General features: G+C 67.0%; 20 protein-coding genes, 3 tRNA genes and 6 pseudogenes. 7 read left to right on the forward strand and 22 right to left on the reverse strand.

Features of this window, described 5'->3' with window-relative positions; all coding sequences use genetic code 11:
* Positions 1–58: 58 nt before the first annotated feature.
* The 11 genes and pseudogenes from ACFJGX_RS23475 to folC all read right to left on the reverse strand — a co-directional run bounded on the left by ACFJGX_RS23475 (position 59) and on the right by folC (position 9662).
* Complete coding sequence (locus ACFJGX_RS23475; protein WP_382323635.1) at positions 59–1237, reverse strand: ATP-binding protein; 1179 nt, start codon at positions 1235–1237, stop codon at positions 59–61.
* 7 nt (positions 1238–1244) lie between these two features.
* A complete protein-coding gene (locus tag ACFJGX_RS23480) occupies positions 1245–1814 on the reverse strand; it encodes an ATP-binding protein (RefSeq protein ID WP_382323634.1) in 570 nt (189 codons plus the stop codon).
* 624 nt (positions 1815–2438) lie between these two features.
* Positions 2439–2515: transfer RNA gene (locus tag ACFJGX_RS23485), tRNA-Asp, on the reverse strand.
* Between the two features lie 69 nt (positions 2516–2584).
* Positions 2585–2660, reverse strand: a tRNA-Glu gene (locus ACFJGX_RS23490).
* Between the two features lie 95 nt (positions 2661–2755).
* Positions 2756–2831 (reverse strand) — tRNA-Ala (locus tag ACFJGX_RS23495).
* A gap of 75 nt (positions 2832–2906) precedes the next feature.
* Positions 2907–4296: pseudogene (gene gltX, locus ACFJGX_RS23500) on the reverse strand (glutamate--tRNA ligase).
* A 1-nt stretch (position 4297) separates the two neighbouring features.
* Positions 4298–5505, reverse strand: a pseudogene (locus ACFJGX_RS23505) (O-succinylhomoserine sulfhydrylase).
* A gap of 12 nt (positions 5506–5517) precedes the next feature.
* Positions 5518–7023: an amidophosphoribosyltransferase gene (gene purF / locus ACFJGX_RS23510; protein WP_382327180.1), complete on the reverse strand. Its 1506-nt coding sequence runs from the start codon at positions 7021–7023 to the stop codon at positions 5518–5520.
* 19 nt (positions 7024–7042) lie between these two features.
* Positions 7043–7528 carry a CvpA family protein gene (locus ACFJGX_RS23515; RefSeq protein WP_382323632.1) on the reverse strand — a complete coding sequence of 162 codons (486 nt, stop codon included), beginning with the start codon at positions 7526–7528 and terminating at the stop codon, positions 7043–7045.
* A 22-nt stretch (positions 7529–7550) separates the two neighbouring features.
* Positions 7551–8285, reverse strand: coding sequence for an SPOR domain-containing protein (locus ACFJGX_RS23520; protein ID WP_382323631.1), 735 nt, complete (start codon positions 8283–8285; stop codon positions 7551–7553).
* 24 nt (positions 8286–8309) lie between these two features.
* Positions 8310–9662 carry a bifunctional tetrahydrofolate synthase/dihydrofolate synthase gene (gene folC / locus ACFJGX_RS23525; RefSeq protein ID WP_382323630.1) on the reverse strand — a complete coding sequence of 451 codons (1353 nt, stop codon included), beginning with the start codon at positions 9660–9662 and terminating at the stop codon, positions 8310–8312.
* Between the two features lie 65 nt (positions 9663–9727).
* Here folC and ACFJGX_RS23530 point away from each other — a divergent pair, with 65 nt between their 5' ends.
* From ACFJGX_RS23530 to argG, 3 genes are all read left to right on the forward strand, one after another.
* Positions 9728–10075, forward strand: coding sequence for an ArsC family reductase (locus ACFJGX_RS23530; protein ID WP_382323629.1), 348 nt, complete (start codon positions 9728–9730; stop codon positions 10073–10075).
* A gap of 79 nt (positions 10076–10154) precedes the next feature.
* A complete protein-coding gene (locus ACFJGX_RS23535) occupies positions 10155–10472 on the forward strand; it encodes a pyrimidine/purine nucleoside phosphorylase (RefSeq protein ID WP_291112815.1) in 318 nt (105 codons plus the stop codon).
* A complete protein-coding gene (gene argG / locus ACFJGX_RS23540; RefSeq protein WP_382325511.1) occupies positions 10462–11835 on the forward strand; it encodes an argininosuccinate synthase in 1374 nt (457 codons plus the stop codon). The genes ACFJGX_RS23535 and argG overlap by 11 nt, the downstream gene beginning before the upstream one ends.
* Before the next feature lie 305 nt (positions 11836–12140).
* Here the strand turns inward: argG and murB are convergent, their stop codons facing one another.
* Positions 12141–13193, reverse strand: coding sequence for a UDP-N-acetylmuramate dehydrogenase (gene murB / locus ACFJGX_RS23545; protein WP_382323628.1), 1053 nt, complete (start codon positions 13191–13193; stop codon positions 12141–12143).
* Between the two features lie 38 nt (positions 13194–13231).
* Here murB and ACFJGX_RS23550 point away from each other — a divergent pair, with 38 nt between their 5' ends.
* Together ACFJGX_RS23550 and ACFJGX_RS23555 are read left to right on the forward strand one after the other, a co-directional pair.
* The gene (locus tag ACFJGX_RS23550; RefSeq protein ID WP_297401042.1) at positions 13232–13723 is read left to right on the forward strand and encodes a YajQ family cyclic di-GMP-binding protein; all 492 of its coding nucleotides are present in this window, start codon (positions 13232–13234) and stop codon (positions 13721–13723) included.
* 493 nt (positions 13724–14216) lie between these two features.
* Entirely contained in the window at positions 14217–14462 is a 246-nt protein-coding gene (locus ACFJGX_RS23555; RefSeq protein WP_382328783.1) for a TIGR02281 family clan AA aspartic protease, read from the forward strand.
* Here ACFJGX_RS23555 and ACFJGX_RS23560 read toward each other — a convergent pair.
* From ACFJGX_RS23560 to ACFJGX_RS23575, 4 genes and pseudogenes are all read right to left on the reverse strand, one after another.
* Positions 14463–14835 (reverse strand): annotated as a pseudogene (locus ACFJGX_RS23560) (RidA family protein).
* The gene (gene plsY, locus ACFJGX_RS23565) at positions 14832–15431 is read right to left on the reverse strand and encodes a glycerol-3-phosphate 1-O-acyltransferase PlsY (RefSeq protein ID WP_382328785.1); all 600 of its coding nucleotides are present in this window, start codon (positions 15429–15431) and stop codon (positions 14832–14834) included. The pseudogene ACFJGX_RS23560 and the gene plsY overlap by 4 nt, the downstream one beginning before the upstream one ends.
* 86 nt (positions 15432–15517) lie before the next feature.
* A complete protein-coding gene (locus tag ACFJGX_RS23570) occupies positions 15518–16009 on the reverse strand; it encodes an aminoacyl-tRNA deacylase (protein ID WP_382323627.1) in 492 nt (163 codons plus the stop codon).
* Between the two features lie 117 nt (positions 16010–16126).
* A pseudogene (locus ACFJGX_RS23575) lies at positions 16127–17172 on the reverse strand (aldo/keto reductase).
* Between the two features lie 114 nt (positions 17173–17286).
* Between ACFJGX_RS23575 and ACFJGX_RS23580 the strand changes: the two are divergent.
* On the forward strand, positions 17287–17970 hold the full coding sequence (locus tag ACFJGX_RS23580; protein WP_382323626.1) for an OmpA family protein: 684 nt from the start codon (positions 17287–17289) through the stop codon (positions 17968–17970).
* Between the two features lie 106 nt (positions 17971–18076).
* Here ACFJGX_RS23580 and ACFJGX_RS23585 read toward each other — a convergent pair.
* The 6 genes and pseudogenes from ACFJGX_RS23585 to ACFJGX_RS23610 all read right to left on the reverse strand — a co-directional run bounded on the left by ACFJGX_RS23585 (position 18077) and on the right by ACFJGX_RS23610 (position 23509).
* Positions 18077–19491: pseudogene (locus tag ACFJGX_RS23585) on the reverse strand (gamma-aminobutyraldehyde dehydrogenase).
* Between the two features lie 75 nt (positions 19492–19566).
* Complete coding sequence (locus tag ACFJGX_RS23590) at positions 19567–20373, reverse strand: ABC transporter permease (protein WP_382323625.1); 807 nt, start codon at positions 20371–20373, stop codon at positions 19567–19569.
* Positions 20363–21319 carry an ABC transporter permease gene (locus ACFJGX_RS23595; RefSeq protein WP_382323624.1) on the reverse strand — a complete coding sequence of 319 codons (957 nt, stop codon included), beginning with the start codon at positions 21317–21319 and terminating at the stop codon, positions 20363–20365. Before ACFJGX_RS23595 ends, ACFJGX_RS23590 begins: the two co-directional genes overlap by 11 nt.
* Positions 21316–21894 (reverse strand): ABC transporter ATP-binding protein, encoded by a 579-nt coding sequence (locus ACFJGX_RS23600; RefSeq protein ID WP_382328787.1) that lies wholly within the window; start codon positions 21892–21894, stop codon positions 21316–21318. Before ACFJGX_RS23600 ends, ACFJGX_RS23595 begins: the two co-directional genes overlap by 4 nt.
* A pseudogene (locus ACFJGX_RS23605) lies at positions 21895–22331 on the reverse strand (ABC transporter ATP-binding protein); the annotation flags it as partial.
* A 131-nt stretch (positions 22332–22462) separates the two neighbouring features.
* On the reverse strand, positions 22463–23509 hold the full coding sequence (locus ACFJGX_RS23610; protein ID WP_382323622.1) for an ABC transporter substrate-binding protein: 1047 nt from the start codon (positions 23507–23509) through the stop codon (positions 22463–22465).
* A 347-nt stretch (positions 23510–23856) separates the two neighbouring features.
* Here ACFJGX_RS23610 and ACFJGX_RS23615 point away from each other — a divergent pair, with 347 nt between their 5' ends.
* A complete protein-coding gene (locus tag ACFJGX_RS23615) occupies positions 23857–24777 on the forward strand; it encodes a LysR substrate-binding domain-containing protein (RefSeq protein ID WP_382160305.1) in 921 nt (306 codons plus the stop codon).
* Positions 24778–24831 lie beyond the last annotated feature (54 nt).

The raw sequence follows: 24831 nt of genomic DNA on the forward strand, positions 1-24831 counted from the left end.
TACGTCGATCCCGACGGGATCTCGGGCGGCGCACTACCCATGCGGGTAGTCAAGGGGGCTAGCCTCCAGCACCTTTCAGTTGCCAATCCAGCATTCGCCTCGCGGTCGAGATGACCTCCGAGAAGACCACCGCACTGACGTCAGGCTCGTGATTGCTCGTGGGATAGTCGGCCGACCTACTGCCGCCGATCACTAGAACTCGAATGCGCTTGGTCGTCGACTTGGCAAGCTCATGGCGATAGTCAATTGCCTGCGTATAGTCCTCTCGCTTCAAAGCATGGCTCGGTCTCTTGAACTCGATCAGCAAGTATTCGCCACCGAGGTCCTCGTTAAGCAAGAGGTCCGGCCGGCGATCGGCCTTCTCGCCAACGTACTTGCTACCGATGGATTGCTCCACTACGGCACGTAGCGTCTTATTGGAACTGAACAGCGAGAACTCATGGCCCAATACCCAAAGATTCTTCTCCAGAGCCTTGTGCATAGTCGCTTCCAGCGTGGAGGGATTCCGCAGTAGCGTTTCAAGGCTATCCAAGTACGCTTGCCGCGCTGCAGCCTGCTCCACCAAGTACGCCATCTCGGCCAGCCCGAAATCGTCCAGCGCCTCAGCGATGGCAGCAATATCCTTCCGCGACGAGTCGGCGATGTGCTCCAGCAAAGCGCCGTAGTCCGTCCGCTCGATGGCTTCCAGCAATACGAAGACGTAGGGCTCGATCTTTTCTACTGGCTCACCGAAGAACCTGTCCAACACGCGCTTGATTGCCCGGTCTGCGTACTCGCGTCGATGCTGCGGCAGCGTCGCCAAGTGATCCTGAACCTTGCGGCTCAGGCGAGCCTGGGCCAGTTGCATTTCCCGGCCATACTGAGCGCGATAGGCATCGCGAATGGCGGGCTGCGCTGCTTCACGCACCTTCGCCAGTAGCTCACTGTTCTCCAGCACCGAGTCCCATCCGGCGGTAACGTGATCTCTAAGATCATCCGCATCAAGCTCCCCGTATAGCCGCTTGAGCAACTTAGGCGGAAAGTCGTCCGACTCATCCAGCCCAAAGAACGTGGGCCGTCCAACCGCCTTGCCATCGACACGAATCTGAATTCCAGGTTGGCGAGTCACCGAATTGTTCTCGCCCACTGTCAATCGCAGCCGAACGTTAGTCATGCCCTCGACGGTCAACGTGTCATCCCGGTATGTTCCCTGCACATCATCGACGCCAAGCTTCTTGCCGTCGACCGTGACAGCCATCCCCTCTTCACGACCGTATTCCTGAAGTAGGACTTGCCTGAGCTTCGCGGGGTCCGGAAACGCAAGGCCATGATGCATGGCCGGAAAGGGTAATCCGGGTGCCATGATCAGACGCATCGCAGTCCGCATCTTGGATGTCGATGGGCAACTTTTCAATGTCATCGATTTGCGCCAAGTCCGATAGCCGGACGGTAAATGCACTCAGCCTTGAGCGTGCGCGAGTTTCGACAGTCATCTCAGCGGCTACCATCAGGCCCGCGAATTTGCCGATGCCCTTGCGACCTTTGACCCTTCTATTCTTGCCGGCTGTCCGCTCTCCCCGCGCCACGCGCCGGTCAGCAGCAATGGCGAGGTAGTGGCGGCGAACTTCCTCGGCGGTCATGCCCGTTCCGTCGTCATCGATCACGATGGGCGCATCGCTCATCGGCGCTGGCAGCGTGATGCTCACGTTCTCAGCGTCCGCGTCCCACGCGTTGTCCACCAGTTCTTTAAGCGCCTTTTCGGTGGACGAGTACTCCTGACTTAGAAGGCTGGCCAGCCGAGAACTGACCTGAAAACGCGCGCGCCTATTCTTCAAGTGCTTTCTCCTCTTGTTTTCCCGCTTCGCATATTAGGGGACATCACCGAAACGGCATTCCGGAAGCGGGGCAAGTATTGGCTGAGACAGCACGCTACCGTCCTGTCGCGGAGCAGGACAACCAGGAGAATCTGAAGCTCCGCATCGATCAGCAACGACGGCGACACCCTGGAGGCTGCTGCTCCACGGCTTCGGCAGACGGCTCATCTAGCTCGAAAACCTGAGGCGAGAACAACCGGTGGCGTACACCGCATCGGGCGTATGCAGCCTGAAATCGAGGTTGCTGAATCGCGCTTTCCTTCGTCGCAGCACTTCGAACTTCGGGATCCAGCAATCGCGCCAGGGGCTAAAAGACGAACATGTCCCTCCAAAGAGCCACTCATAGCCGGGGGTCGCTTCGGAGGATCGCCCAGAAATTCCTTCCGAATCAACACCTTAACCAACGTGTTGGCGGAGGACGTGGGAATCGAACCGGCTTCTCGACCCCGTCGGCCGTGTGAGGCGAGGTGAGACGGCATGAGACGAGGTGAAGGCAAAAGAAAAGGCCACAGCAATCTTGCTGTGACCTTTCAAATTCACCAAATGTGGGACCCGATGAGACTACATGGGACCACATGAGACTGGTGGCGGAGTGGACGGGGCTCGAACCCGCGACCCCCGGCGTGACAGGCCGGTATTCTAACCAACTGAACTACCACTCCTGGTAGATGGCGTTTGTTCTTGCGAACCAAGTGCCAACCACTTGTTGCCTACTTGCCTTGCGGCTTGTTTGGCGACCCTACGGGGATTCGAACCCCGGTACTCACCGTGAAAGGGTGATGTCCTAGGCCTCTAGACGATAGGGTCATAACCTGGACTCAAAGAGCCTTCCATTGTAGCAGCGACAGAGCTTGTTTTTTCTGCCGATGCCGCGATGAAAACCTCTTCGCGACTTCAATCCTTGGTGGAGGTAAGCGGGATCGAACCGCTGACCTCTTGCATGCCATGCAAGCGCTCTCCCAGCTGAGCTATACCCCCACAGGGTTTGCTGACCGCCCTTTGCGACTTGTCGCTCAGTGCATTTCAGCAAGCCTCAAATTATAGGCGATTTTTTCAGGCGTTCTGCAAACGGTGCAGAACAACGTCACGATTTTGCAGTTCGAGCACCGCATCGAGCGACGGCGTCTGGGCCGTGCCCATCACCAGCACGCGCACCGGCATGGCCAGTTGCGGCATCTTCAGGCCGTGCGCGGCGAGCACTTCCTTGATGGCCGCCGAGAGGCTGGCCTTGTCCCAGGCACAGGCCGCGAGCTTCTCCGCCAGCGTGCGCCAGCACGGGCCGCACGGCGTCGGTGATGTGTTGCGCGCGCTCGTCGGCGTTGGGCGTGATGTCGGCGTAGAAAGCCTTGGCCCACTGGGCCAGCGCCACGGTGGTGTCGCAGCGGTCCTTGAACAGGCCGCAGATGCGCGGCAGGCGCGCGTCCGTCGTGATGCCCTGCTGCTGCAGGTGCGCGGCCACCAGCGGCGCGAGCGCGTCGTCGGCCATGGCCTTGAGGTGCTGCGCGTTGACCCACTTGAGCTTGGCTTCGTCGAACTGCGCGGCGCTGCGGCCCAGGTGGTCGAGGTTGAACCATTCGAGGAACTGCGCGCGGCTGAAGATCTCGTCGTCGCCGTGGCTCCAGCCCAGGCGCGCGAGGTAGTTCACCATGGCGTCGGGCAGGTAGCCTTCGTCGCGGTACTGCGTGACGGGCTTGGCGCCGTTGCGCTTGCTCATCTTCTCGCCCTGCTCGTTAAGCACGGTGGGCAGGTGGGCGTACACCGGCGGCTCCTTGCCGAGCGCGCGGAAGATGTTGATCTGGCGCGGCGTGTTGTTCACGTGGTCGTCGCCGCGGATCACGTGGCTGATGGCCATGTCGATGTCGTCCACCACCACGCAGAAGTTGTAGGTGGGCGTGCCGTCGGGCCGCGCGATCACGAGGTCGTCGAGTTCGTCGTTGGCGATCTCGATGCGGCCCTTGACCTTGTCGTCCCAGGCCACCACGCCGCCCTGCGGGTTCTTGAAGCGCAACACGGGCTTCACACCTTCGGGCACGGGCGGCAGGGTCTTGCCGGGCTCGGGCCGCCAGGTGCCGTCGTAGCGCGGCTTCTCTTTCGCGGCCATCTGCTTCTCGCGCAGCGCATCGAGCTCGGCCACGCTCATATAGCAGGGGTACACCTGGCCGCCGGCCACCATCTCGGCGAGCACCGCCTTGTAGCGGTCCATGCGCTGCATCTGATAGAACGGCCCTTCGTCGTGGTCCAGGCCGAGCCACTTCATGCCTTCGATGATCACGTCCACCGCGGCTTGCGAGGAGCGCTCGAGGTCGGTGTCTTCGATGCGCAGGATGAAGGCGCCGCCAGTGGAGCGCGCGAACGCCCAGGGGTAGAGCGCGGAGCGGATGTTGCCCAGGTGGATGAAGCCGGTGGGCGACGGGGCGAAGCGGGTGCGGATGGGTGCGGACATGTCAGAAGGAAGAAAGACCACGGTCAAGATCGGCCTGGATATCGCCCAGGTGCTCCAGCCCCACCGCCACGCGGATCAGGCCTTGCACCACGCCCGCCGTCTGGCGCTGCGCTTCGGTCAGGCGGCCGTGCGAGGTGCTGGCCGGGTGGGCCACCAGGGTCTTGGTGTCGCCGAGGTTGGTGGAGAGCGACATCACCTGCAGCGAATCGAGCACGTGGAAGGCGCGCGCGCGGGCCTGCTCGGGGTCGGCGCCCTTCACCTCGAAGGACAGCACGGCACCGCCGCAACCCGACTGCTGCGCCATCGCCAGCGCGTGCTGCGGGTGGCTGGCGCAGCCCGGGGTAGTACACGCGGGCCACCGACGGGTGGGCCTCCAGCCACTGCGCGAGCGCCAGGGCGTTGGCCGACTGGGCGCGCATGCGGATGTCCAGCGTCTCCAGGCCCTTGAGCACGACCCAGGCATTGAAGGGCGCCAGCGTCATGCCCGAACTCTTGAGCACCGGCAGGAAGGTCTTGGTCACCAGCTCCTGGCTGGCGCACAGGGCGCCGGCCATCACGCGGCCCTGGCCGTCGAGGTACTTGGTGCCGGAGTGCATGACGATGTCGGCGCCCAGCGCCATGGGGCGCTGCAGGGCCGGCGTGGCGAAGCAGTTGTCCACGCACAGCAGCGCGCCGGCGGCGTGGGCGATGTCGGCCAGCGCGCGGATGTCGCAGACCTCGGTGAGCGGGTTGGTCGGCGTCTCGGCGAACAGCAGGCGCGTGTTGGGCTTGACGGCCGCCTTCCAGGCCGCGACGTCGGTCTGCGACACGAAGCTGGATTCGACGCCGAACTTGGCGAGGTCCGAGCCGATGAGCTTGATGGTGGAGCCGAACATGGAGTGTGAGCACACCACGTGGTCGCCGGCCTTGAGCAGGCCCAGGCACATCATGAGGATGGCCGACATGCCCGAGGCGGTGGAGATGCAGGCCTCGGCGCCTTCGAGCGCGGCCAGGCGCTGCTCGAAGCTGGCGCACCGTGGGGTTGCCGTAGCGGCCGTAGGTGAAGCCGTCCTCGTCGCCGGCGAAGCGGCGTGCGGCGGCTTCCGCGCTGGGTTGCACGTAGCCGCTGGTGAGGTACAGGGCTTCGGAGTTCTCGCCGTACGGGCTGCGTTCGACGGCTTCGCGCACGGCGAGCGTGTCGCGGTGCAGGTCAGGTTTCTTGGCGTTCATGAAGATGGGGTGTCAGACGACCTGGGCATTGGGCAAGGCGAGGCGCGAGGTGTCTTCCTCGCCCTCTTCGCTCTGGTCGCGGCCGGCGTTGAGGCGGGCGATGTCGGCCGGCGTGATGTCGCCGGTGACGTAGACGCCGTCGAAGCACGAGGCGTCGAAGCCGTCGAGCTTGGGATTGAGCGAGCCGATGGCCTGCTTCATCGCGTCCACGTCCTGGTAGATCAGCGCGTCGCAGCCGATGATCTCGCGCACCTCGTCGACGGTGCGGCCATGGGCCACGAGTTCGTCGGGCGTGGGCATGTCGATGCCGTAGACGTTGGGGTAGCGCACGGGCGGCGCTGCGCTGGCCAGGTAGACCTTGCGCGCACCGGCGTCGCGCGCCATCTGCACGATCTCGCGGCTGGTGGTGCCACGCACGATGGAGTCGTCCACCAGCAGCACGTTGCGGCCCTTGAATTCGCTGCCGATCACATTGAGTTTCTGGCGCACCGATTTCTTGCGCACGCCCTGCCCCGGCATGATGAAGGTGCGGCCCACGTAGCGGTTCTTCACGAAGCCTTCGCGGTACGGCAGGCCCAGCAGCTGGGCCAGCTCCATGGCGCTCGGGCGCGAGGATTCGGGAATCGGGATCACCACATCGATCTCGTTCGGCGGCACGGTGGAGACCACGCGCTTGGCCAGCGTCACGCCCAGGTTCAGCCGAGCCTGGTAGACCGAGATGCCGTCCATCACCGAGTCGGGCCGGGCCAGGTAGACGAATTCGAAGATGCAGGGGTTGTGGCTGACCTTGTCGGCGCACTGCTCGAACTGCATCTGGCCTTCGAGGTCGACGAACACCGCTTCACCGGGCTGCAGGTCGCGGTCGAACTCGAAGCCGTTGCCTTCGAGCGTGACGGACTCGCTGGCCACCATCACGCCGCCGTTCTTGTTGCGGCCCAGGCACAGCGGGCGGATGCCATGGGGATCGCGGAAGGCCAGCAGGCCGTGGCCGGCGATCAGCGCCACCACGGCGTAGGAGCCCTTCACGCGCTGGTGCACGCCGCGCACGGCGGCGAAGACGTCGGCCGGCTTGAGGGTGATGCCGCGCGTGACCTTCTCCAGCTCGTGCGCCAGCACGTTGAGCAGCACCTCGGAGTCGCTCTCGGTGTTGACGTGGCGGTGGTCGGTCTGGAACAGCTCCTGGGCCAGCGCCTTGGCGTTGGTCAGGTTGCCGTTGTGCACCAGCACCAGGCCGAAGGGCGCGTTCACGTAGAAGGGCTGCGCCTCTTCCTCGCTGAAGGCATTGCCCGCGGTGGGGTAACGCACCTGGCCCAGGCCGCACAGGCCGGGCAAGGCGCGCATGTTGCGGGTGCGGAAGATGTCGCGCACCATGCCCTTGGCCTTGTGCATGAAGAACTTGCGGCCCTGCTGGGTCACGATGCCGGCGGCATCCTGGCCCCGGTGTTGCAACAGCAACAGCGCGTCGTAGATGAGCTGATTGACTGGCGTCTTGCTGACCACGCCCACGATTCCACACATGATTGAATCCTCAGGAAAACTAACGGATATATCGGGCCACGGCCTCGGGCAACAAGGGCTTGATCTCGTGCAGCGAGGCCGACAGCACGGAAGCGGTGGCCGACTCGCGCCACCACGCGGCCCCCTCCATCTGCGTCATGCTCACCACGAGCGCCACCGCCAGCAGGATCACCCCACCGCGCAAGAGGCCGAACGCGCCTCCGAGCACCCGGTCCACCGGTCGCAGGCCGACCGAGGCCACCAATTTCTGCACCAGCCAGGCTCCCAGGCCGGCGGCGAAAGCCACCACCACGAACACCAGGACAAAACCGACCGCCACCCGCATGGGCGGCGACAGGCCGTCCATCGGCAACCAGGTCCCGGCCTCGTCGGCGAAGGCCTGGGCCAGCACGAAGGCCGCCACCCAACCCGCCACCGACAACACCTCGTACACCAGACCGCGCCACAACCCCAGCAGCACCGACAGCAGCAACACCGTGAGCAGCACCCAGTCGGTCAAGGCCATCAGCGCGTCACCCCACCCGACGTCACAGCGTCAGGACGGCGGCGGTCAGGCCCAGGGCCTTCACACGGGCGGCGGCCTTCTCGGCGTCCGCGCGGTTCTCGAACGGGCCCACGCGCACCCGGATGCGCTTGCCATCGGGCGTCTGGGCGACGTGCGTGTAGGTCTTGAGACCCGCACCTTCCAGTTTCTGGCGCACGGCGCGCGCGCCGGCCTCTTCCGAAAACGCGCCCACCTGCACCACGAGGCGCTCGGCGCCAGCGGCCGGTTTGGCGGCGGCGCTGGCCGGCGCGGCGGCCGGCTTGCCTTCGAGCAGCGCGCGTGCCCGGTCGGCCTCGGCGGGCAACGGGGCGGCGGGCTTGGCGGGTGCAGGTGCCGGCGCGGCGGCCACGGGCGCAGGCGCCGGTGTGGGCGCTGGGGCGGCAGCTGGGGCGGGTTTGGGTGCGGCTTCGACCACTTCCTCGCGGGCACCCAGGCCCTCACGCACCGGCAGCGGTGCGCCGGCGGCGGCGGCAGGCGGCTTGGTGGCGGCGGGCTTGGCGACCGGCGCGGGCGTGCCCTTGGCCGGGATCTCGATGGGAATGTCGACGGGAATCGGGCGTGGCTGCGTGTCGAACAGCAGCGGGAAGCCGACCACGCCCAGCAGCACGAGCACGCTGGCGCCGATCAGGCGGTGGCGGGCGCGGCGGCGCACGGCCTCGATGCTCTGCGGCGGGGGGGTCGAGGCGTTGCCCTGGGAACCTGAACGGGATTTGAACATCGGGGGGACCGTGGCGATAAAAGGCTAGGCGGACAGGTGTTTCGCCGACATTCGGGGCACGCCGTCCTGCAATACGCCACCCACGGTGTAGAACGATCCGAAGACCACGATTCTATCAGCGGGGTCCGCGGCGGACACCGCGGCCCGCAGGGCGTCCATGGGGTCGGTGTGCCTTCCCGCCACCCGGCCCTTGCATTGGGGATGGGCCTCCAGCTGTTCGGCCAGGGCGGCGGCCGAACTGGCGCGCGGCAGGGGCAGGTTGGTGAGGTGCCAGCGGTCGATCAGCGGCGCGATGCGGTCCAGCATGGCGCCCAGGTCCTTGTCGGCCATGGCGCCGAACACGGCGTGCGTGGTGGGGTAGAAGCCCATGGCGTCGAGGTTGGCGGCGAGCGCGGCCACCGAATGCGGGTTGTGCGCCACGTCCAGCACCAGGGTGGGCGTGCCCGGCACGATCTGGAAGCGCCCGGGCAGCTCCACCAGGGCCAGGCCGTTGCGCACCGCCTGCGCCGTCACCGGCAGCCGCCCGCGCAGGGCCTCCACCGCCGCCAGCACGCCCGAGGCGTTGACCAGCTGGTTCGCGCCGCGCAGCGCCGGGTAGGCCAGGCCGGCGTAGCGCCGCCCGCCGTGCGAGGGGTGCATGGCCCAGCCCCATTGCTGCTGGTCGCCCGCGAAATGGAAGTCCTTGCCCAGGCGCCAGAGCTCGGCGCCGATCTCCAGCGCGCGGTCCAGGATGCTCTGCGGCGGCACGGGGTCGCTCACCACCACCGGGCGGCCGGTGCGCATGATGCCGGCCTTCTCGAAGCCGATGGCCTCGCGGTCGTTGCCCAGCAGGGCCATGTGGTCGAGGGCGATGCTGGTGATGACCGCGCAATCGGCGTCGATGATGTTCACCGCATCCAGCCGGCCGCCCAGCCCCACCTCGAGAATCGCCACGTCCAGCCCGCTGCGCGAGAGCGTGCGCAGGATGGCGAGCGTGGTGATTTCGAAATAGCTCAGGCTGATCTCGCCGCCCTCGTCGCCGGCCTGGCCCTTGCGGGCCACCTCCACCTCGGCGAAGGCAGGCACCAGGTCGTTGGCGGCCACCGCCTCGCCCGCGACGCGGCAGCGCTCCTCGAAGTGCACCAGGTGGGGCGAGGTGTAGACGCCGGTGCGGTAGCCCGACTGCGTGTAGACGGCCTCCAGCATCGCGCAGGTGGAACCCTTGCCGTTGGTGCCGGCGACCGTGATCACCGGGCAGTCCAGCGCCAGGCCCATGCGCTGGGCGACGCGCTGCACACGCTCCAGCCCCATGTCGATGGTGACCGGGTGCAGGCGTTCGGCATGGGCCAGCCAGTCGGCCAGGGTGGTGGGGTGATCGGGCACGGGAATGTCAAGCATGGGCAGGATTGTCCCATCGCCGTCCCGGGCCCGGGGCCGCGGGGACATGGCGGACAATGCGGGCCATGATCACCGTTCATGGCATCCCCAACTGCGACACCGTCAAGAAGGCCCGCACCTGGCTGGCGGAACACGGCGTCGAGCACCACTTCCACGATTTCAAGAAACAGGGCGTGCCCGAGGCCGCGCTCGACCGCTGGCTGACCGCCGCCGGCTGGGAGACCGTGATCAACCGCAAGGGCACCACCTGGCGCCAGCTCGACGAGGCCACGCGCACCGGCGTGAAAGACGCCGCGAGCGCCCGCGCCGTGGCGCTGGCGAACCCGAGCGTGATCAAGCGCCCGGTCGTGCAGTGGGCCGACGGTGCCATCACCGTGGGCTTCGACGCCACCGCCTGGCAGCAGCGCCTCTGAGCCGGCGCGGCGCGCCCCGGCCCGCGGCCTAAAATCGCGGTTTCGCCTTTCGTCTTCGCTTTACTCCCCCTCCAACACCATGAGCACCACCCAATTCGACGGCGTGACCGTCAACACCCAGGCCAACGTGTACTTCGACGGCAAGTGCGTCAGCCACGGCATCACCCTGGCCGATGGCACGAAAAAGTCGGTCGGCGTGGTGCTGCCCGCCACCCTCACCTTCAACACCGGCGCGCCCGAGATCATGGAATGCGTGGCCGGCGGCTGCGAGTACTTGCTGGCGGGCACCACGGAGTGGAAGAAGTCGGGCCCTGGCGAGAAATTCAACGTGCCGGGCAACAGCAGCTTCCAGATCCGCGTGACCGAGCCCTACCACTACATCTGCCATTTCGGCTGATCGACTCCCGCCGCCGAAAGAACGAACGCCATGCGCCACCATTCTTCAGAACCTCCCCACCCAACAGAAAGTCGGCATCGCCTTCTCCGGCGGCCTGGACACCTCCGCTGCGCTGCTGTGGATGAAGCAGAAGGGCGCGATCCCCTACGCCTACACCGCCAACCTGGGCCAGCCCGACGAGCCGGACTACGACGAGATCCCGCGCAAGGCCCTGGCCTACGGTGCCGAGAAGGCGCGCCTGATCGACTGCCGCACGCAGCTGGCGCACGAAGGCATTGCCGCGCTGCAATGCGGCGCCTTCCACATCAGCACGGCCGGCGTGACCTACTTCAACACCACGCCGCTGGGCCGCGCGGTCACGGGCACCATGCTGGTGGCCGCGATGAAGGAGGACGACGTCCACATCTGGGGCGACGGCTCGACCTTCAAGGGCAACGACATCGAGCGCTTCTACCGCTACGGTCTGCTGACCAACCCGAGCCTGAAGATCTACAAGCCCTGGTTGGACCAACTGTTCATCGACGAGCTGGGCGGCCGCGCCGAGATGAGCGCGTTCATGACGGCCAACGGCTTCGGCTACAAGATGAGTGCCGAGAAGGCCTACAGCACCGACAGCAACATGCTGGGCGCCACGCACGAGGCCAAGGACCTGGAGCACCTCAACAGCGGCATCCGCATCGTCAACCCGATCATGGGCGTGCCGTTCTGGCGCGAGGACTGCGCGGTGAAGGCCGAGGAGGTGACGGTGCGTTTCGAAGAGGGCCAGCCGGTGGCGCTCAATGGCGAGACGTTCGCGAGCCCGGTGGACCTGATTCTGAAGGCCAATCAGATCGGCGGGCGCCATGGCCTGGGCATGAGCGATCAGATCGAGAACCGCATCATCGAGGCCAAGAGCCGTGGCATCTACGAGGCCCCGGGTCTGGCGCTGCTGTTCATCGCGTACGAGCGCCTGGTGACGGGCATTCACAACGAGGACACGATCGAGCAGTACCGCATCAACGGTCTGCGCCTGGGCCGGTTGCTGTACCAGGGCCGCTGGTTCGACCCGCAGGCCATCATGTTGCGCGAGACGGCGCAGCGCTGGGTGGCGCGTGCGATCACGGGCGAGGTGACGGTGGAGCTGCGCCGGGGCAACGACTATTCGATCCTGAATACCGAGAGCGCGAACCTCACGTACGCGCCGGAGCGGCTGAGCATGGAGAAGGTGGAGGACGCGCCGTTCTCGCCGCTGGACCGCATCGGCCAGCTGACCATGCGCAACCTCGACATCACCGACACGCGGGCCAAACTGGGCATCTATGCCAAGAGTGGTCTTCTGTCGCTCGGTGAGGGTTCGCAGATGCTGAAGCTCGAAGGCGAATAAGGTCTTTCTTTCAGTGACCTCGCGGGGTCGGGGCGCTCCGGCGCTCTGCTCCGCGGGTGTCCCCCGGCGGCTGGTGCCGCCTCCTCCTTTACCCCGCTGCGCAGAACGCCGGAGCACCCCGACCCGGGGAGATGCTGGCGCTCGCGCTTTTCCCTCTTGTTGGCGTGCCTATCGGCTGGCAGGTCCGACGACGTCGGGTGGTTGGCGCAGCGAAGTAAAGGAGGAGGCGGCACCAGCCGCCGGGGGACATTCGCGGAGCCGACCACCCGGCGACGGCGGACCCGAAGAAGCGCAGGCGAGAAACCTCAGACCACCACAGGCTCAGGCTCCAGCAAAATCCCGAACCGCTCATACACACTGGTCTGGATGGCCTTCGCCAGGGTCATCACCTCCCCCCCGGTCGCCCCACCCCGGTTCACCAGCACCAGCGCCTGCTTCTCGTAGACCCCGGCATTCCCCACGCCCCGGCCCTTCCAGCCACAGGCGTCGATCAGCCAACCCGCCGCCAGCTTGATGCTGCCGTCGGCCATCGGGTAGTGCACCACCTTCGGGTCGCGCGCGATGATGTCCGCACACTGCTCCACGCTCACCGTCGGGTTCTTGAAGAAACTGCCCGCGTTGCCGATCACCGCCGGGTCCGGCAGCTTCGCGCGCCGGATCGCGCAGATCCAGTCGAAGATCTGCTGCGCGTCGGGATGGGACATGCCGGTCTCGGCCATCCGGCGCTCCAGGTCCGCATAGCCCAGCACCGGCTTCCAGGGCTTGGGCAGCCAGAAACGCACCCGCGTGATCAGCGCGCGCCCCGCCAGGCCCAGACCCTTCTCGCCCGCGGGCGTGTGCTTGAACACCGAGTCCCGGTAACCGAAACCGCACTGCGCGGCGTTCAGGGTGAAACTCTGCCCGGTCTGCAGGTCGATCGCGTCCAGCTCATGAAAACGGTCCTGCAGCTCCACGCCATAGGCGCCGATGTTCTGCACCGGCGACGCACCCACACAACCCGGAATCAGGGCCAGGTTTTCCAGCCCCGGCCAGCCCTGCGCCAGCGTCCAGGCCACGGTCTCGTGCCAGTTCTCGCCCGCGCCCGCCTCCACCAGCCAGCCCCGGGCCGACTCCTCCACCAGCTGGCGCCCGCGGATCTCCACCTTGAGCACCAGCGGCTTGATGTCGCCCGTCACCACCAGGTTGCTGCCGCCGCCCAGCACGAAGGGCGGCGCCTCGCGCGTGAGCGCGGGCCAATCGGCGCCCGCCATGAGCGCGCGCAACTCCGTTTCGTCGCGCACGCGGGCCAGCCGCAGCGCGCGCGCCACGATGCCAAAACTGTTGTATGGCTGGAGCGCCACGTTGTTCTCGACTACCATCCCCGGATTGTCTCACCCACCCTCAGGATTCATCAGCCATGCCTTCTTTTGACACCGTACTCGAAGCCGATTTCGTCGAAGTGAAAAACGCGGTGGACCAGGTGACGCGCGAGATCGGCACGCGCTTCGATTTCAAGGGCACCGGTGCCGCCATCGAGCTCAAGGAAAAAGAGAAAGAAATCATCCTGCACGGCGACGCCGAGTTCCAGCTGCAGCAGATCGACGACGTGCTGCGCGGCAAACTGACCAAGCGCGGCGTGGACGCGCGCTTCCTCGATGTCGGCAAGGTCGAAAAGGCCGGCGGCGACAAGGTCAAGCAGGTCGTCAAGGTGCGCAACGGCATCAGCACCGAAGACGGCAAGAAGATCCAGCAGGTCATCAAGGGCAGCAAGCTCAAGGTGCAGGGCGCGATCCAGGGCGATGCGGTGCGCGTGACCGGGGCCAAGCGCGACGACCTGCAGGCCGCCATGGCGCTGATCCGCAGCGAGCTCAAGGACCTGCCGCTGTCCTTCAACAACTTCAGAGATTAAGTGAACACCCCCTGCGCCGCTTTCGGCGTCACCCCCCTCCAGGGGGGCGGCGCTGGCGGCCCGGCAAAGCCGGTTCCACGGCGCCTCTGGCCCAAGGCCTCCGCGCTCGTGGCGGGTCTTCTTCTGGCGCTGCCCGCCCTGTCCCAGCAGGTCGCGCTGTCGGGTGTGGCCGGTGGCAAGGCGCTGGTGAACATCGATGGCGCCGCGCCGCGTTTCATGAGCCCCGGCCAGATCCAGCAAGGTGTGAAGCTGCTGAGCCTGCAGGGCGAGGCGGCCGTGTTCGACATCAACGGCCAGCGCCTGACCCTGCGGGTGGGCGATGCACCGGTCAGCCTGGGCCGGTCTTCATCGGGCCAGGATGGCGGTGGTGCCCAGCGCATCGTGCTCACCGCCGACGCCCAGGGCCACTTCATGCCCACCGGCCAGATCAACGGGCGCACCGTGCAGTTCATGGTGGACACCGGCGCGACCACGGTGATCCTCAGCGAGTCCGATGCCAACCGCATCCAGCTGGACTACACCAAGGGCCGCAAAGTGGGTGTGCGCCACCGCCAATGGCCGCGTCGTGGGCCATCAGGTGCAACTGGACTCGGTGCGCGTGGGCGATGCCCAGGTGTACGGCGTGGCGGCCATCGTGCTGCCGCAACCCATGAACTACATCCTGCTGGGCAACAGCTTTCTCACGCGCTTCCAGATGCAGCGCCACAACGACCAGCTGACGCTGGAAAAACGCTATTGATCAGGCCGCGTTCTGCGCGGCGGTGACCACGATCTCGATGCGCCAGGCCGGGTTGCGCCAGCGCGGCCTGCACCGTGGCGCGCGGCGGCGCGGTGCCCGGCACCACCCAGGCGTCCCACACCTCGTTCATGGCCGCGATGTCGCGGATGTCGGTGAGGTAGATCTGCGCGCGCAGGATGCGCGACTTGTCACTGCCCGCTTCGAGCAGGCGCTGCTGCACCTGCTCCAGCACGTCCTGCGTCTGGCCCGCGATGTCGGTGTCGCCGCGCTCGGGCACCATGCCCGCGAGGTAGACCACGCCGTTGAACACGGCGGCCTCGCTGTAGCGCGCGGCCATGCCGATGCGGGTGATGTCCTTGTGCAGATCGCTCATTTCTTCTTCGCTCCCAGTTTGCTTTCGGTGCCGGCCAGCAGGCGGTTGATGTTTTCCGAATGCCGCCACACCAGCAGCAGGCCCATGACGGCCAGGCTCAGCACCTGCACGCCCGGTGCGTCCCAGGCCACCCGGTTGCCGAGCAGGAAGTAGGCCGGCGCGAAGACCGCCGTGACGATGGAGGCGAGCGACGAATAACGGAAGAAGATGGCGATGATCAGCCAGGTCGCGAGCGCCGCCAGCCCCAGCCAGGGCTGGAACGCGAGGATCACGCCCGCGGCCGTGCGCACGCCCTTGCCGCCCTGGAAGCGGAAGAACACCGGGTACAGGTGGCCCAGGAAGGCCGCCAGGCCCACCAGCGCCACCGTGCCGTCGCCCAGGCCATAGGCCTCGCCCCACCACTTCACCGCCATCACGGGCAGCCAGCCCTTGAAGGCATCGAGCAGCAGGGTGATGACGGCCGCCGCCTTGTTGCCCGAGCGCAGCACGTTGGTGGCGCCCGGGTTCTTGCTGCCGTAGGTGCGCGGGTCGTTCAGCCCCATGAGGCGGCTCACCAGCACGGCGAAGGACAGCGAGCCGATCAGGTAGGCGGCCAGCGTGGCGCAGCAAGGGGTAGGTCATGAAGAAAGCTCCTCGTTCTCGTGGGGCCGCCGCGTCTGTGCGCGAAGCCGTGTCTGGGCGGCTATTCTGCCAGCGCGCAGTTCACCGACTTGGCGCCCAGGGGACCGGCGAGCACCGCCGGATCGATGCCGACGAGAAAACCCCGGCGCCCGCCGTTGATCCAGATCTTTGGCAAGGTCAGCACCGTGGCCTCCACCCACACCGGCATGTCGCGCTTGAGGCCGAACGGCGAGGTGCCGCCCACGAAGTAGCCGCTGTGCCGGTTGGCGACCTCGGGCTTGCAGGGCTCGACCGACTTGGCGCCGATCTGCCGCGCGAGGTTCTTGGTGGAGACGGTGCGGTTGCCGTGCATCAGCACCGCCAGCGGCCTGGCCGCCTCGTCCTGCATGATCAGCGTCTTCACCACCGCGAAGGGGTCGAACCCGAGCACCTGCGCGCTGTGCTGCGCGCCACCGTGCTCCAGGTACTCGTAGGGGTGCTCGGTGAACACCACGCCATGCGCCTTGAGCCAGGCGGTGGCGGGCGTTTCACTCACGTGCGATTTTTTTGCCATGGAGGATTTTCAGGTCCGCAGTGGCTTCGGCCAAGGATGCCGTGGAACCGGCTTTGCCGGGCCACTGGCATCGCCCCCTTGAGGGGGTCGCGCGAAGCGCGGCGGGGGGTGTTCCGATCACTGCGCGGGGTCGCGGCTCTCCCAGCGGATCGCATCGATCGCCGCCAGCAGCTCCGGCGAGAGCTTCGTGTCCCAGGCGTCCAGGCACTCGTCGAGCTGGGCCAGCGTGGTCACACCGATGATGGTGCTGCGCGACGCGCCGGTTGGTGTAGCAGAAGGCCAGCGCGAGTTGCGAGGGCGTGAGGCCGTGTTCTCGCGCCAGCGCGTTGTAGCGGCGCGCGGTGTCCAGCGCTTCGGGCCGGCCCCAGCGCTGCTTGCGCATCGATTCGTAGATCGCCATGCGGCCCGCGTTGCCCACCAGGCCGGTCTCGTCGTACTTGCCGCTCAGCAGGCCAAAGCCCAGCGGCGAATACGCCAGCAGCGACACATCCAGCCGGTGGCAGGTTTCGTCGAGCCCGTTCTCGTAACTGCGGTTGATCAGGCAGTACGGGTTCTGCACCGTGCGCAGCGCGCGGCAGGCCGTGCTGCTCGGCCAGGCGCACGAACTCGTGCACGCCATAGGGGGTCTCGTTGGACAGGCCGATGGCCTTGACCTTGCCGGCCTTCACCAGCTCGGCCAGGGCTTCGAGCTGTTCGAGCACGGAGGGCGCGGGCTTGTCCTTGGCCGGGTCGAAGTAGATCGCGCCAAAGGCCGGCACGTTGCGCGCGGGCCAGTGGATCTGGTAAAGGTCGATCACCTCGGTCTGCAGGCGGCGCAGGCTGGCTTCGCAGGCTTCGATGATGCCGGCCTTGCTCACCTCGGGGCGCAGCCAGGGCATGCCGCGCGCCGGCCCGGCCACCTTGGTGCGCAGCACCAGCTTGTCGCGCGCGCCCGGCCGCTTGGCGAACCAGTTGCCCAGGATGGTTTCGGTGGAGCCGCTGGTGTCGGCGCGCGCCGGCACCGAGTACATCTCGGCCGCGTCGAGGAAGCTGATCTCACGCTCCAGCGCGCGATCCAGGATGCGGTGCGCGGTGGCTTCGTCCACCTGCTCGCCAAACGTCATGGTGCCCAGGCAGATCGGGGGCACGCGCAGCGCGCTGGTGCCCAGTGGTACGTTCTTCATGCAAGTATTTGTAAATAGGAACTGAAGGAGGTTTCGGCTGAAACCCGTAGGGGTATAAGTTTAGGGTGCCTTGCACGTCTCAATCGACCTTCAACCAAGCAGTGGAGAAAAACCATGTCCAACTTCAACATCCATCTGACCCGAGGCCTGACGGTCACCACACTCGCCGCGGCGCTCGCCCTGGCCGGTTGCGCCAACATGAGTGAAACGCAAAGCGGCACCGCCAAAGGCGCCGGCATCGGTGCCGTCGCGGGCGCCCTGCTCGGCGCGGCCACCGGCGGCTCCAAGGGCGCGGCCACGGGCGCCGTGCTCGGTGCAGGCGCGGGCGCGGTGGGTGGCTATGTCTGGTCCAACAAGATGCAGGAGCAGAAGAAGCAGATGGAGGCCGCCACGGCAGGCACCGGCATCGGCGTGAGCCAGACCAGCGACAACCGCCTCAAGCTCGACGTGCCGGCCGACGCCGGTTTCGCCACCGGCCGTTCGACCGTGAGCCCTACGCTGCAGAACGTGCTCAGCCAGTTCGCCGGCACGCTCAACGCCAACCCGGTGACCGCCGTGGCGATCGTGGGCCACACCGACAGCACCGGCAGCGACGCCGTGAACAACCCGCTGTCCTTCGACCGCGCCAACGCCACGCGCGACTACCTCGTGGCGCGCGGCGTCGCGGCCAGCCGCATCGCCACCGACGGCCGAGGCTCGCACCAACCGGTCGCGGACAACAGCACGGCCCAGGGCCGCGCCGCCAACCGCCGCGTAGAGATCTACGTGGCCGAACCCGCACAAACCGCAGCGCGCTAAGTCGGAGCGAGGCAGCCCCAACCAGTGACACCGAGGATCCGGCTCCGCCGGTCCCAGGTGTCGCCCCCCTTTCAGGGGGGTCGCGCGCAGCGCGGCGGGGGGTGCCTCACAGCCTCGCCATCACGTGGCGTGCGACCGTGTAGTCCTCCAGCGCGTACATCGACATGTCCTTGCCATAGCCGCTGGCCTTCATGCCACCGTGCGGCATCTCGTTGGCCAGCATGAAGTGGGTGTTGATCCAGGTGCAGCCGTACTGCAGCTTGCGCGCCACGCGCAGCGCGCGCGACACGTCCTGCGTCCACACCGATGAAGCCAGGCCGTACTCCGAATCGTTGGCCCAGGTCACGGCCTCCTCGGGGTCGGTGAAGCGCGTCACCGACACCACCGGCCCGAACACCTCGCGGCGCACGATCTCGTCGTCCTGCCGCGCCCCCCGCGATCACCGTGGGTTCGTAGAAGAAACCGCTGCCCGAGCGCATCTTGCCGCCGGCGGTGACTTCCATGTGGCCCAGCATCTGCGCGCGCTCCACGAAGCTCGCCACACGGTCGCGCTGGCGGTCGGTGATCAGCGGGCCCAGCTCCACGCCCGCCTCGTCCTGCGTGCCCATCTGGATGGTCTTGACCGCGCTGCTGAGGTCGGCCACCAGGCGGTCGTACACCTTGGCGCCTGCGTAAAGCCGGCAGGCCGCCGTGCAGTCCTGCCCCGCGTTGTAGTAACCGAAGGTGCGGATGCCCTCCACCACCGCGTCGATGTCGGCGTCGTCGAACACCAGCACCGGCGCCTTGCCGCCCAGCTCCAGGTGCGTGCGCTTGAGCGTGCCGGTGGCGGCCTGCAGGATCTTGCGGCCGGTGGACACGTCGCCGGTGAGCGAGACCATGCGCACCAGCGGGTGCTCCACCAGCGGCTGGCCCACGCTGGGGCCGCGCCCGCAGACCACGTTGAACACGCCCTTGGGCAATATCTCGGCCACCACGCGCGCGAGCATCAGCGTGGTCAGCGGCGTCTGCTCGCTGGGCTTGAGCACCACGGTGTTGCCGGCCGCCAGCGCGGGCGCGCATTTCCACGCGGCCATCATCAGCGGGTAGTTCCAGGGCGCGATCGAGCCGACCACGCCGATGGGGTCGCGCCGGATCATGCTGGTGTGGCCCGGCAGGTACTCGCCGGCCACCGAGCCCGTCATGCAGCGCGCCGCGCCCGCGAAGAAGCGGAAGCAGTCGACGATGGCCGGGATCTCGTCCTCCAGCGCGCGCAGATACGGCTTGCCGCAGTTGAGCGACTCCAGCCGAGCGAACTGCTCGGCGCGCTGTTCGATCGCGTTGCGCAACCTTGAGCAGCAGGCGCGAGCGCTCCATGGGCGTGGTCTCGCTCCAGCTGTCGAACGCGCGGCTGGCCCCCAGCACCGCCTTGTGGATTTGCTCGTATGAGGCCTCGGGCACCTGCGCGATCACGTCGCCCGTGGCCGGGTTCAGCACGCGCTCGCGCTCGCCCTCGCCGGCCACGAACTGGCCGTCGATGAACAGCTCGGTCGATATCGGGACTTGGAAATCGGGGGTCTTGCCCATGGTGGTCTCCGTCGGGGTGGAAGGGGTTCGGGCTCAGCGCCCGTTGGGTTGTTCGTCGGCGCGCGTGAGGACATACGCGGCCAGGATGGGGATGAAGGTGAGCGCGATGATGACCACCGCCACCACGTTGGTGACCGGCCGCTGGCGCGGGCGGATCAGCTCCTGCAGCATCCAGATCGGCAGCGTGGTCTGCTGCCCGGCGGTGAAGGTGGTGACGATGACCTCGTCGAAGCTCAGCGCGAACGCCAGCAGGCCACCGGCCAGCAGGGCCGAGCCGAGCTGCGGCAGGATCACGTAGCGGATCGTCTGGAAGCTGTCCGCGCCCAGGTCCATCGAGGCCTCGATCAGCGAAGGGCTGGTGCGCCGCAGCCGCGCCACCGCGTTGTTGTAGACCACCACCACGCAGAAGGTGGCGTGACCGACCACGATGGTCCAGAAGCTGAACGGGATCTCCATCGTGTGGTACGCGGTGCGCAGCGCGATGCCGGTGATGATGCCGGGCAGCGCGATCGGCAGGATCAGCAGCAGCGAGATCGCGTCGCGGCCGAAGAAGCGCGTGCGCGCCAGGCCGGCCGCCGCCAGCGTGCCCAGCACCATGGCCAGCGCGGTGGCGATCAGCGCGACGCGGAACGACAGGCCGATGGCGGCCCACACGTCCTCTCGCGCCCAGGCCGCGGCGAACCATTGCGTGGTGAGGCCCGGCGGCGGGAACACGTAGCTTTTGTCCTCGGCGCTGAAGGCGTAGAGGATGATGAGCGCGAGCGGGATGTGCAGGAACAGCACGCCGGCCCAGGTCGCGGCCTTCAGGCCCCAGCCGGCGCGGGACGGGTCAGAGCGCATCGAAAGCCCCCAGGCGTTTGGCGATCCACAGGTAGACGCCGATGACCACGATGGGCACCAGCGAGAACGCGGCGGCGAAGGGCACGTTGCCCGCCACGCCCTGCTGGCGGTACACCACCTGGCCGATGAACAGCGTGGAGTCGCCGATCACCTGCGGAATGATGTAGTCGCCCAATGTGAGCGAGAAGGTGAAGATGGAACCGGCCGCGATGCCCGGCATGGCGAGCGGAAAGATCACCTTCCAGAAGGTGGTGCCGCCGCGCGCGCCGAGGTCGCTGGAGGCTTCGAGCAGCGAGCCCGGGATGCGCTCGATGGCGGCCTGGATCGGCAGGATCATGAAAGGCAGCCACATGTAGACGAAGACGATGAAGGTGCCCAGGCGCGAGAACGAGAGCGAGTTGCCGCCGATGCCGGGTGTGGACAGCACGAGATCGAGTAGCCAGGTCATGTGCACCTCGGCCAGCACCCAGGAGATCGCGCCCTCCTTGGCCAGCAGCAGCTTCCAGGCGTAGAGCCGCACCAGGTAGCTGGACCACAGCGGCAGCATCACCGCGATGTAGAGCAGCGCCTTCTGCGGGCCGCGCGCATACCGCGCCATGTAGTAGGCGATGGGAAAGGCGATGAGCCCGCAGGCCAGCGTGACGCTGACCGCCATGGCGACGGTGCGCAGCACCACGTCCACGTTGGCGGGGTCGGTCATCTCGCGGAAGTTCTGCAGCGTGAAGCGCGTGCGGTCCACCACGCCGGAGAACTCGTCGAGCGCGAAGAAGCTGTTGGCCAGCAGCGCGAACAGCGAGCCCAGGTAGATCGCGCCGAACCACAGCAGCGGCGGCCCGAGCAATGCGGCCATCAGCAGGCCACGGCGGGTGTAGAGCAGGTCCGAAAGCCGGCGCAGCGCGCCGCCACGCGGCACCCGCGGCGGGGAGGCGGACAGGGCCAGGCTCATGGCGCCGCGCCTGGCTGCAGCGGGTGCACCGCATCGGCCTGCCAGTGCAGGTGCACCGTGTCGCCCGGCGTGGGCAGCTCGGGGTGCAGCTCGGGGTTGAGGTCCACCGAGATGGCCTCGCCGCCCCAGTCCACCCGCACGCGCGAGAACGAGCCGAAGTACTGCGCGTCGATCACCGCGCCGCTCAGGCGCGCCTGCGGCGAGGGGCCCAGGCGGATGCGCTCGGGCCGAAGCATGACGCTGTCCACCCCCGCGATCTCGCGCGCCCGCGCGCCGTCGAACACATTGGCCGCGCCCACGAACTCGGCCACGAAGCGCGTGGCCGGGCGGTTGTAGATGGCCTGCGGCGCGCCGACCTGCTCCAGCCGGCCGTTGCTGAACACGCCGATGCGGTCGCTCATGGACAGCGCCTCGTGCTGGTCGTGCGTGATGAAGAGGAAGGTGATGCCCAGCTGCCGCTGCAGGGCTTTCAGCTCGGTCTGCATCTGCTCGCGCAGCTTGAGGTCGAGCGCCCCCAGCGGCTCGTCGAGCAGCAGCACCTGTGGCTGGTTGATCAGCGCGCGCGCCAGCGCCACGCGCTGGCGCTGGCACCCGAGAGCTGGCCCGGGCGGCGCTCGCCCACGCCCGAGAGCCGCACCAGGTCCAGCATCTGCTCGGCACACGCGTGCCGCGCCGACTTGTCAACGCCCTGCACCATCAGGCCGTAGGCCACGTTGTCGCGGATGTTCATGTGCGGGAACAGCGCGTAGTCCTGGAACACCGTGTTCACCGGCCGCGCGTACGGCGGCAGGTGCGACACGTCCTGCCCGCCGATGAGGATGCGGCCCGAGGTCGGCAGCGTGAAGCCGCCGATCATGCGCAGGCAGGTCGTCTTGCCCGAGCCCGAGGGCCCGAGCAAGGTGAAGAACTCCCCGCCTTCGATGGTGAGGTCCACGCGGTCGACCGCGCGCACGGCCTGCGCGCCGCTGCCGAACACGCAGGAAACCGATTCAAGGGTGACGGCAGTGGTCATGCAACAAGGTCAGAAGAAACAGCACGAGAGAAGAGGCGCTTCATCCAGAGATGCCGAGGAACCGGCTTTGCCGGGCCTCAGGCATCGCCCCCTCGAGGGGGTGGCGCGAAGCGCCGCGGGGGTGTGCCGCGTCAGCGGCCTCCCAATACCGCGATGTAGTCCGACACCCACTTGTGGTACGGCACGCAGTTGTTGTTCTGCGTCGTGCACTTGCTCGTGGGCGTCTTCCAGAACGAGATCTTGTCGAAGCTGTTGTAGCCCTGGTTGGCACAACCCTGGTCGCCCAGCAGCTTGTTGCCCTTGCAGGCCGCCGGCACCGAGGGCACCGAGCCGAACCAGGCCGAGAGGTCGCCCTGCAGCTTGGTGTTGAGCGAGTGCTCCATCCACATATAGGCGCAGTTGGGGTGCTTGGCGTCGGCGTGCAACATGGTGGTGTCGGCCCAGCCGGTGGCGCCTTCGACCGGCACCACGGTGGCGACCGGGCGGTTCTTGCTCTTGAGGATGTTGGCCATGAACTGCCAGCTGCTGGAAGCCACCACGCCTTCGTTGGTGAAGTCGTCGATCTGCACGAAGGCGTCGTGCCAGTACTTGCCCACCAGCTTGCGCTGGCCGCGCAGCAGGTCCAGCGCGGCCTTGTACTGCGCCTCGTTGAGTTCGTACGGGTCCTTGATGCCCAGGGCCGGGTTCTTCTTCATCAGGTAGAGCGCGGCGTCGGCGATGTAGATCGGGCCGTCGAAGGCCTGCACGCGGCCCTTGTTGCTCTTGCCATCGGGCAGCGTGGTTTCCTCGAACACCACGTTCCAGCTGGTGGGTGGCTTGTCCTTGAAGACGGTGGTGTTGTACATGAGCACGTTCCAGCCCCACTGGTAGGGCGTGCCGTAGTGCGTGTTGTTCACGTAGTGCCAGGGCGCCTTCTGCAGGCGCGGGTCCACGGTCTTGTAGCTGGGGATCAGGTCGACGTTGACGGGCTGCACGCGCTTGCCGGCGATCAGGCGCATGGAGGCGTCGCCCGAGGCGGTGACGAGGTCGAAGCCGCCTTCGTTCATGAGCGCGACCATTTCGTCGGAGGTGCCGGCGGTCTTCACGTTGACCTTGCAACTGGTCTTCTTCTCGAAGTCGGTGACCCAGTCGAAGTTCTTGTCGGTCTGGCCGCGTTCGATGTAGCCCGCCCAGGCCACGATATCGACCTGGCCTTCGCCTTTGCCCAGTTTCTTGAGGGCCGATTGCGCCTGCGCGGCGGGGGCCAGGGGCTGCCAGGGTGAGGGCCGTCGTCAGCAGACCCGCGACGGTGCGGGCGAGGGGGCGTTGTGCGAGTTTCATGGATCGATCACCTATGGGTTGATAGCGGTTTCAGAAACGCAGCCCACCGCCCGGCGGGCCGACTGCAGCGCATCGTAGGAAGGCCGGCCCGGCTTTCAAAATTCAATATTGCTGCGGTAAGCTATCTCGAAAATAGAGAGCAAGGGTTTACCCATATCTTTTTTGCACCGCAACAGGGCAGCTCCCTGGCGTGGTGCGCACCAGCATGAACCGGCACATCACGCTCAAGCAGTTCCGCTACTTCCTGGCGGTGGCGGAATCGGACTCCGTGGCCGCGGCCTCGCGCATGCTGAACATCGCGCAGTCGGCGATCACCAAGAGCGTGCTGGAGCTGGAGGATGGTCTGGGCCTGGTGTTGTTCGAGCGCAGCCCCAAGGGCATGCGGCTGACGCCGGAGGGGCACCGCTTTCTGGTGAAGGCGCGGCGGGTGATCGGCGCGGTGGCGGACGCCACGCGGGGTGTGCACCAGGGGGCGACGCCCTTGGCCGGTTCGCTCACGATCGGGGTGACGAGTCTGGTGGCGGGGTATTACCTGTCGGAGGTGTTCGCGCGGTTCCGGCGCACGTGTCCGGGGGTGGATCTGCAGGTGGTGGAGGACGCGCCGCCGTTTCTGGAGCACCTGTTGATCAATGGCGAGCTGGACATCGCGATCATGGTGAGCAATGCGCTGGGTGAGCCGCAGGCTTTGGTGGCGGAGACGCTGACGCGTTCACCGAACCGGGTGTGGATGGCGGCGGACCATCCGCTGGCGTCGCAGGCGGAGGTGGGGTTGGCGGAGTGTGTGCAGCACGATCTGGTGGTGTTGCAGGCGGACCGGATCGAGTTGTTGATGCGCAGTGTGTGGGCGCGCCATCAGCTGAAGCCGCGCACGGTGTTGCGCACGTCCTCTTTGGAAGCGGTGCGTTCGTTGGTGGGGGTGGGGGCGGGGTTGGCGGTGCTGCCGGATTTTCTGTACCGGCCTTGGACGCTGGATGCGGAGCACGTGGAGGTGCGGACTTTGCGCGATGCCGTTCCTACCGTCGATGTGGGGCTGGTGTGGCGGCGGGGGTCCCAACCTCGGGCGGAGGTGTTGGAGTTCATCGAGGTGGCCCGGGATCAGTCTCGGTCTCGGCGGCCTGTGGCCTAGTTTTTTTCTTGCCTGGGTTTCTGGCCTGGACCTCGCGCTGCCGGATGGCGTGGT

This window comes from Hydrogenophaga sp. UC242_50, from assembly GCF_042697355.1.
Taxonomy (GTDB): Bacteria; Pseudomonadota; Gammaproteobacteria; order Burkholderiales; family Burkholderiaceae_C; genus Hydrogenophaga.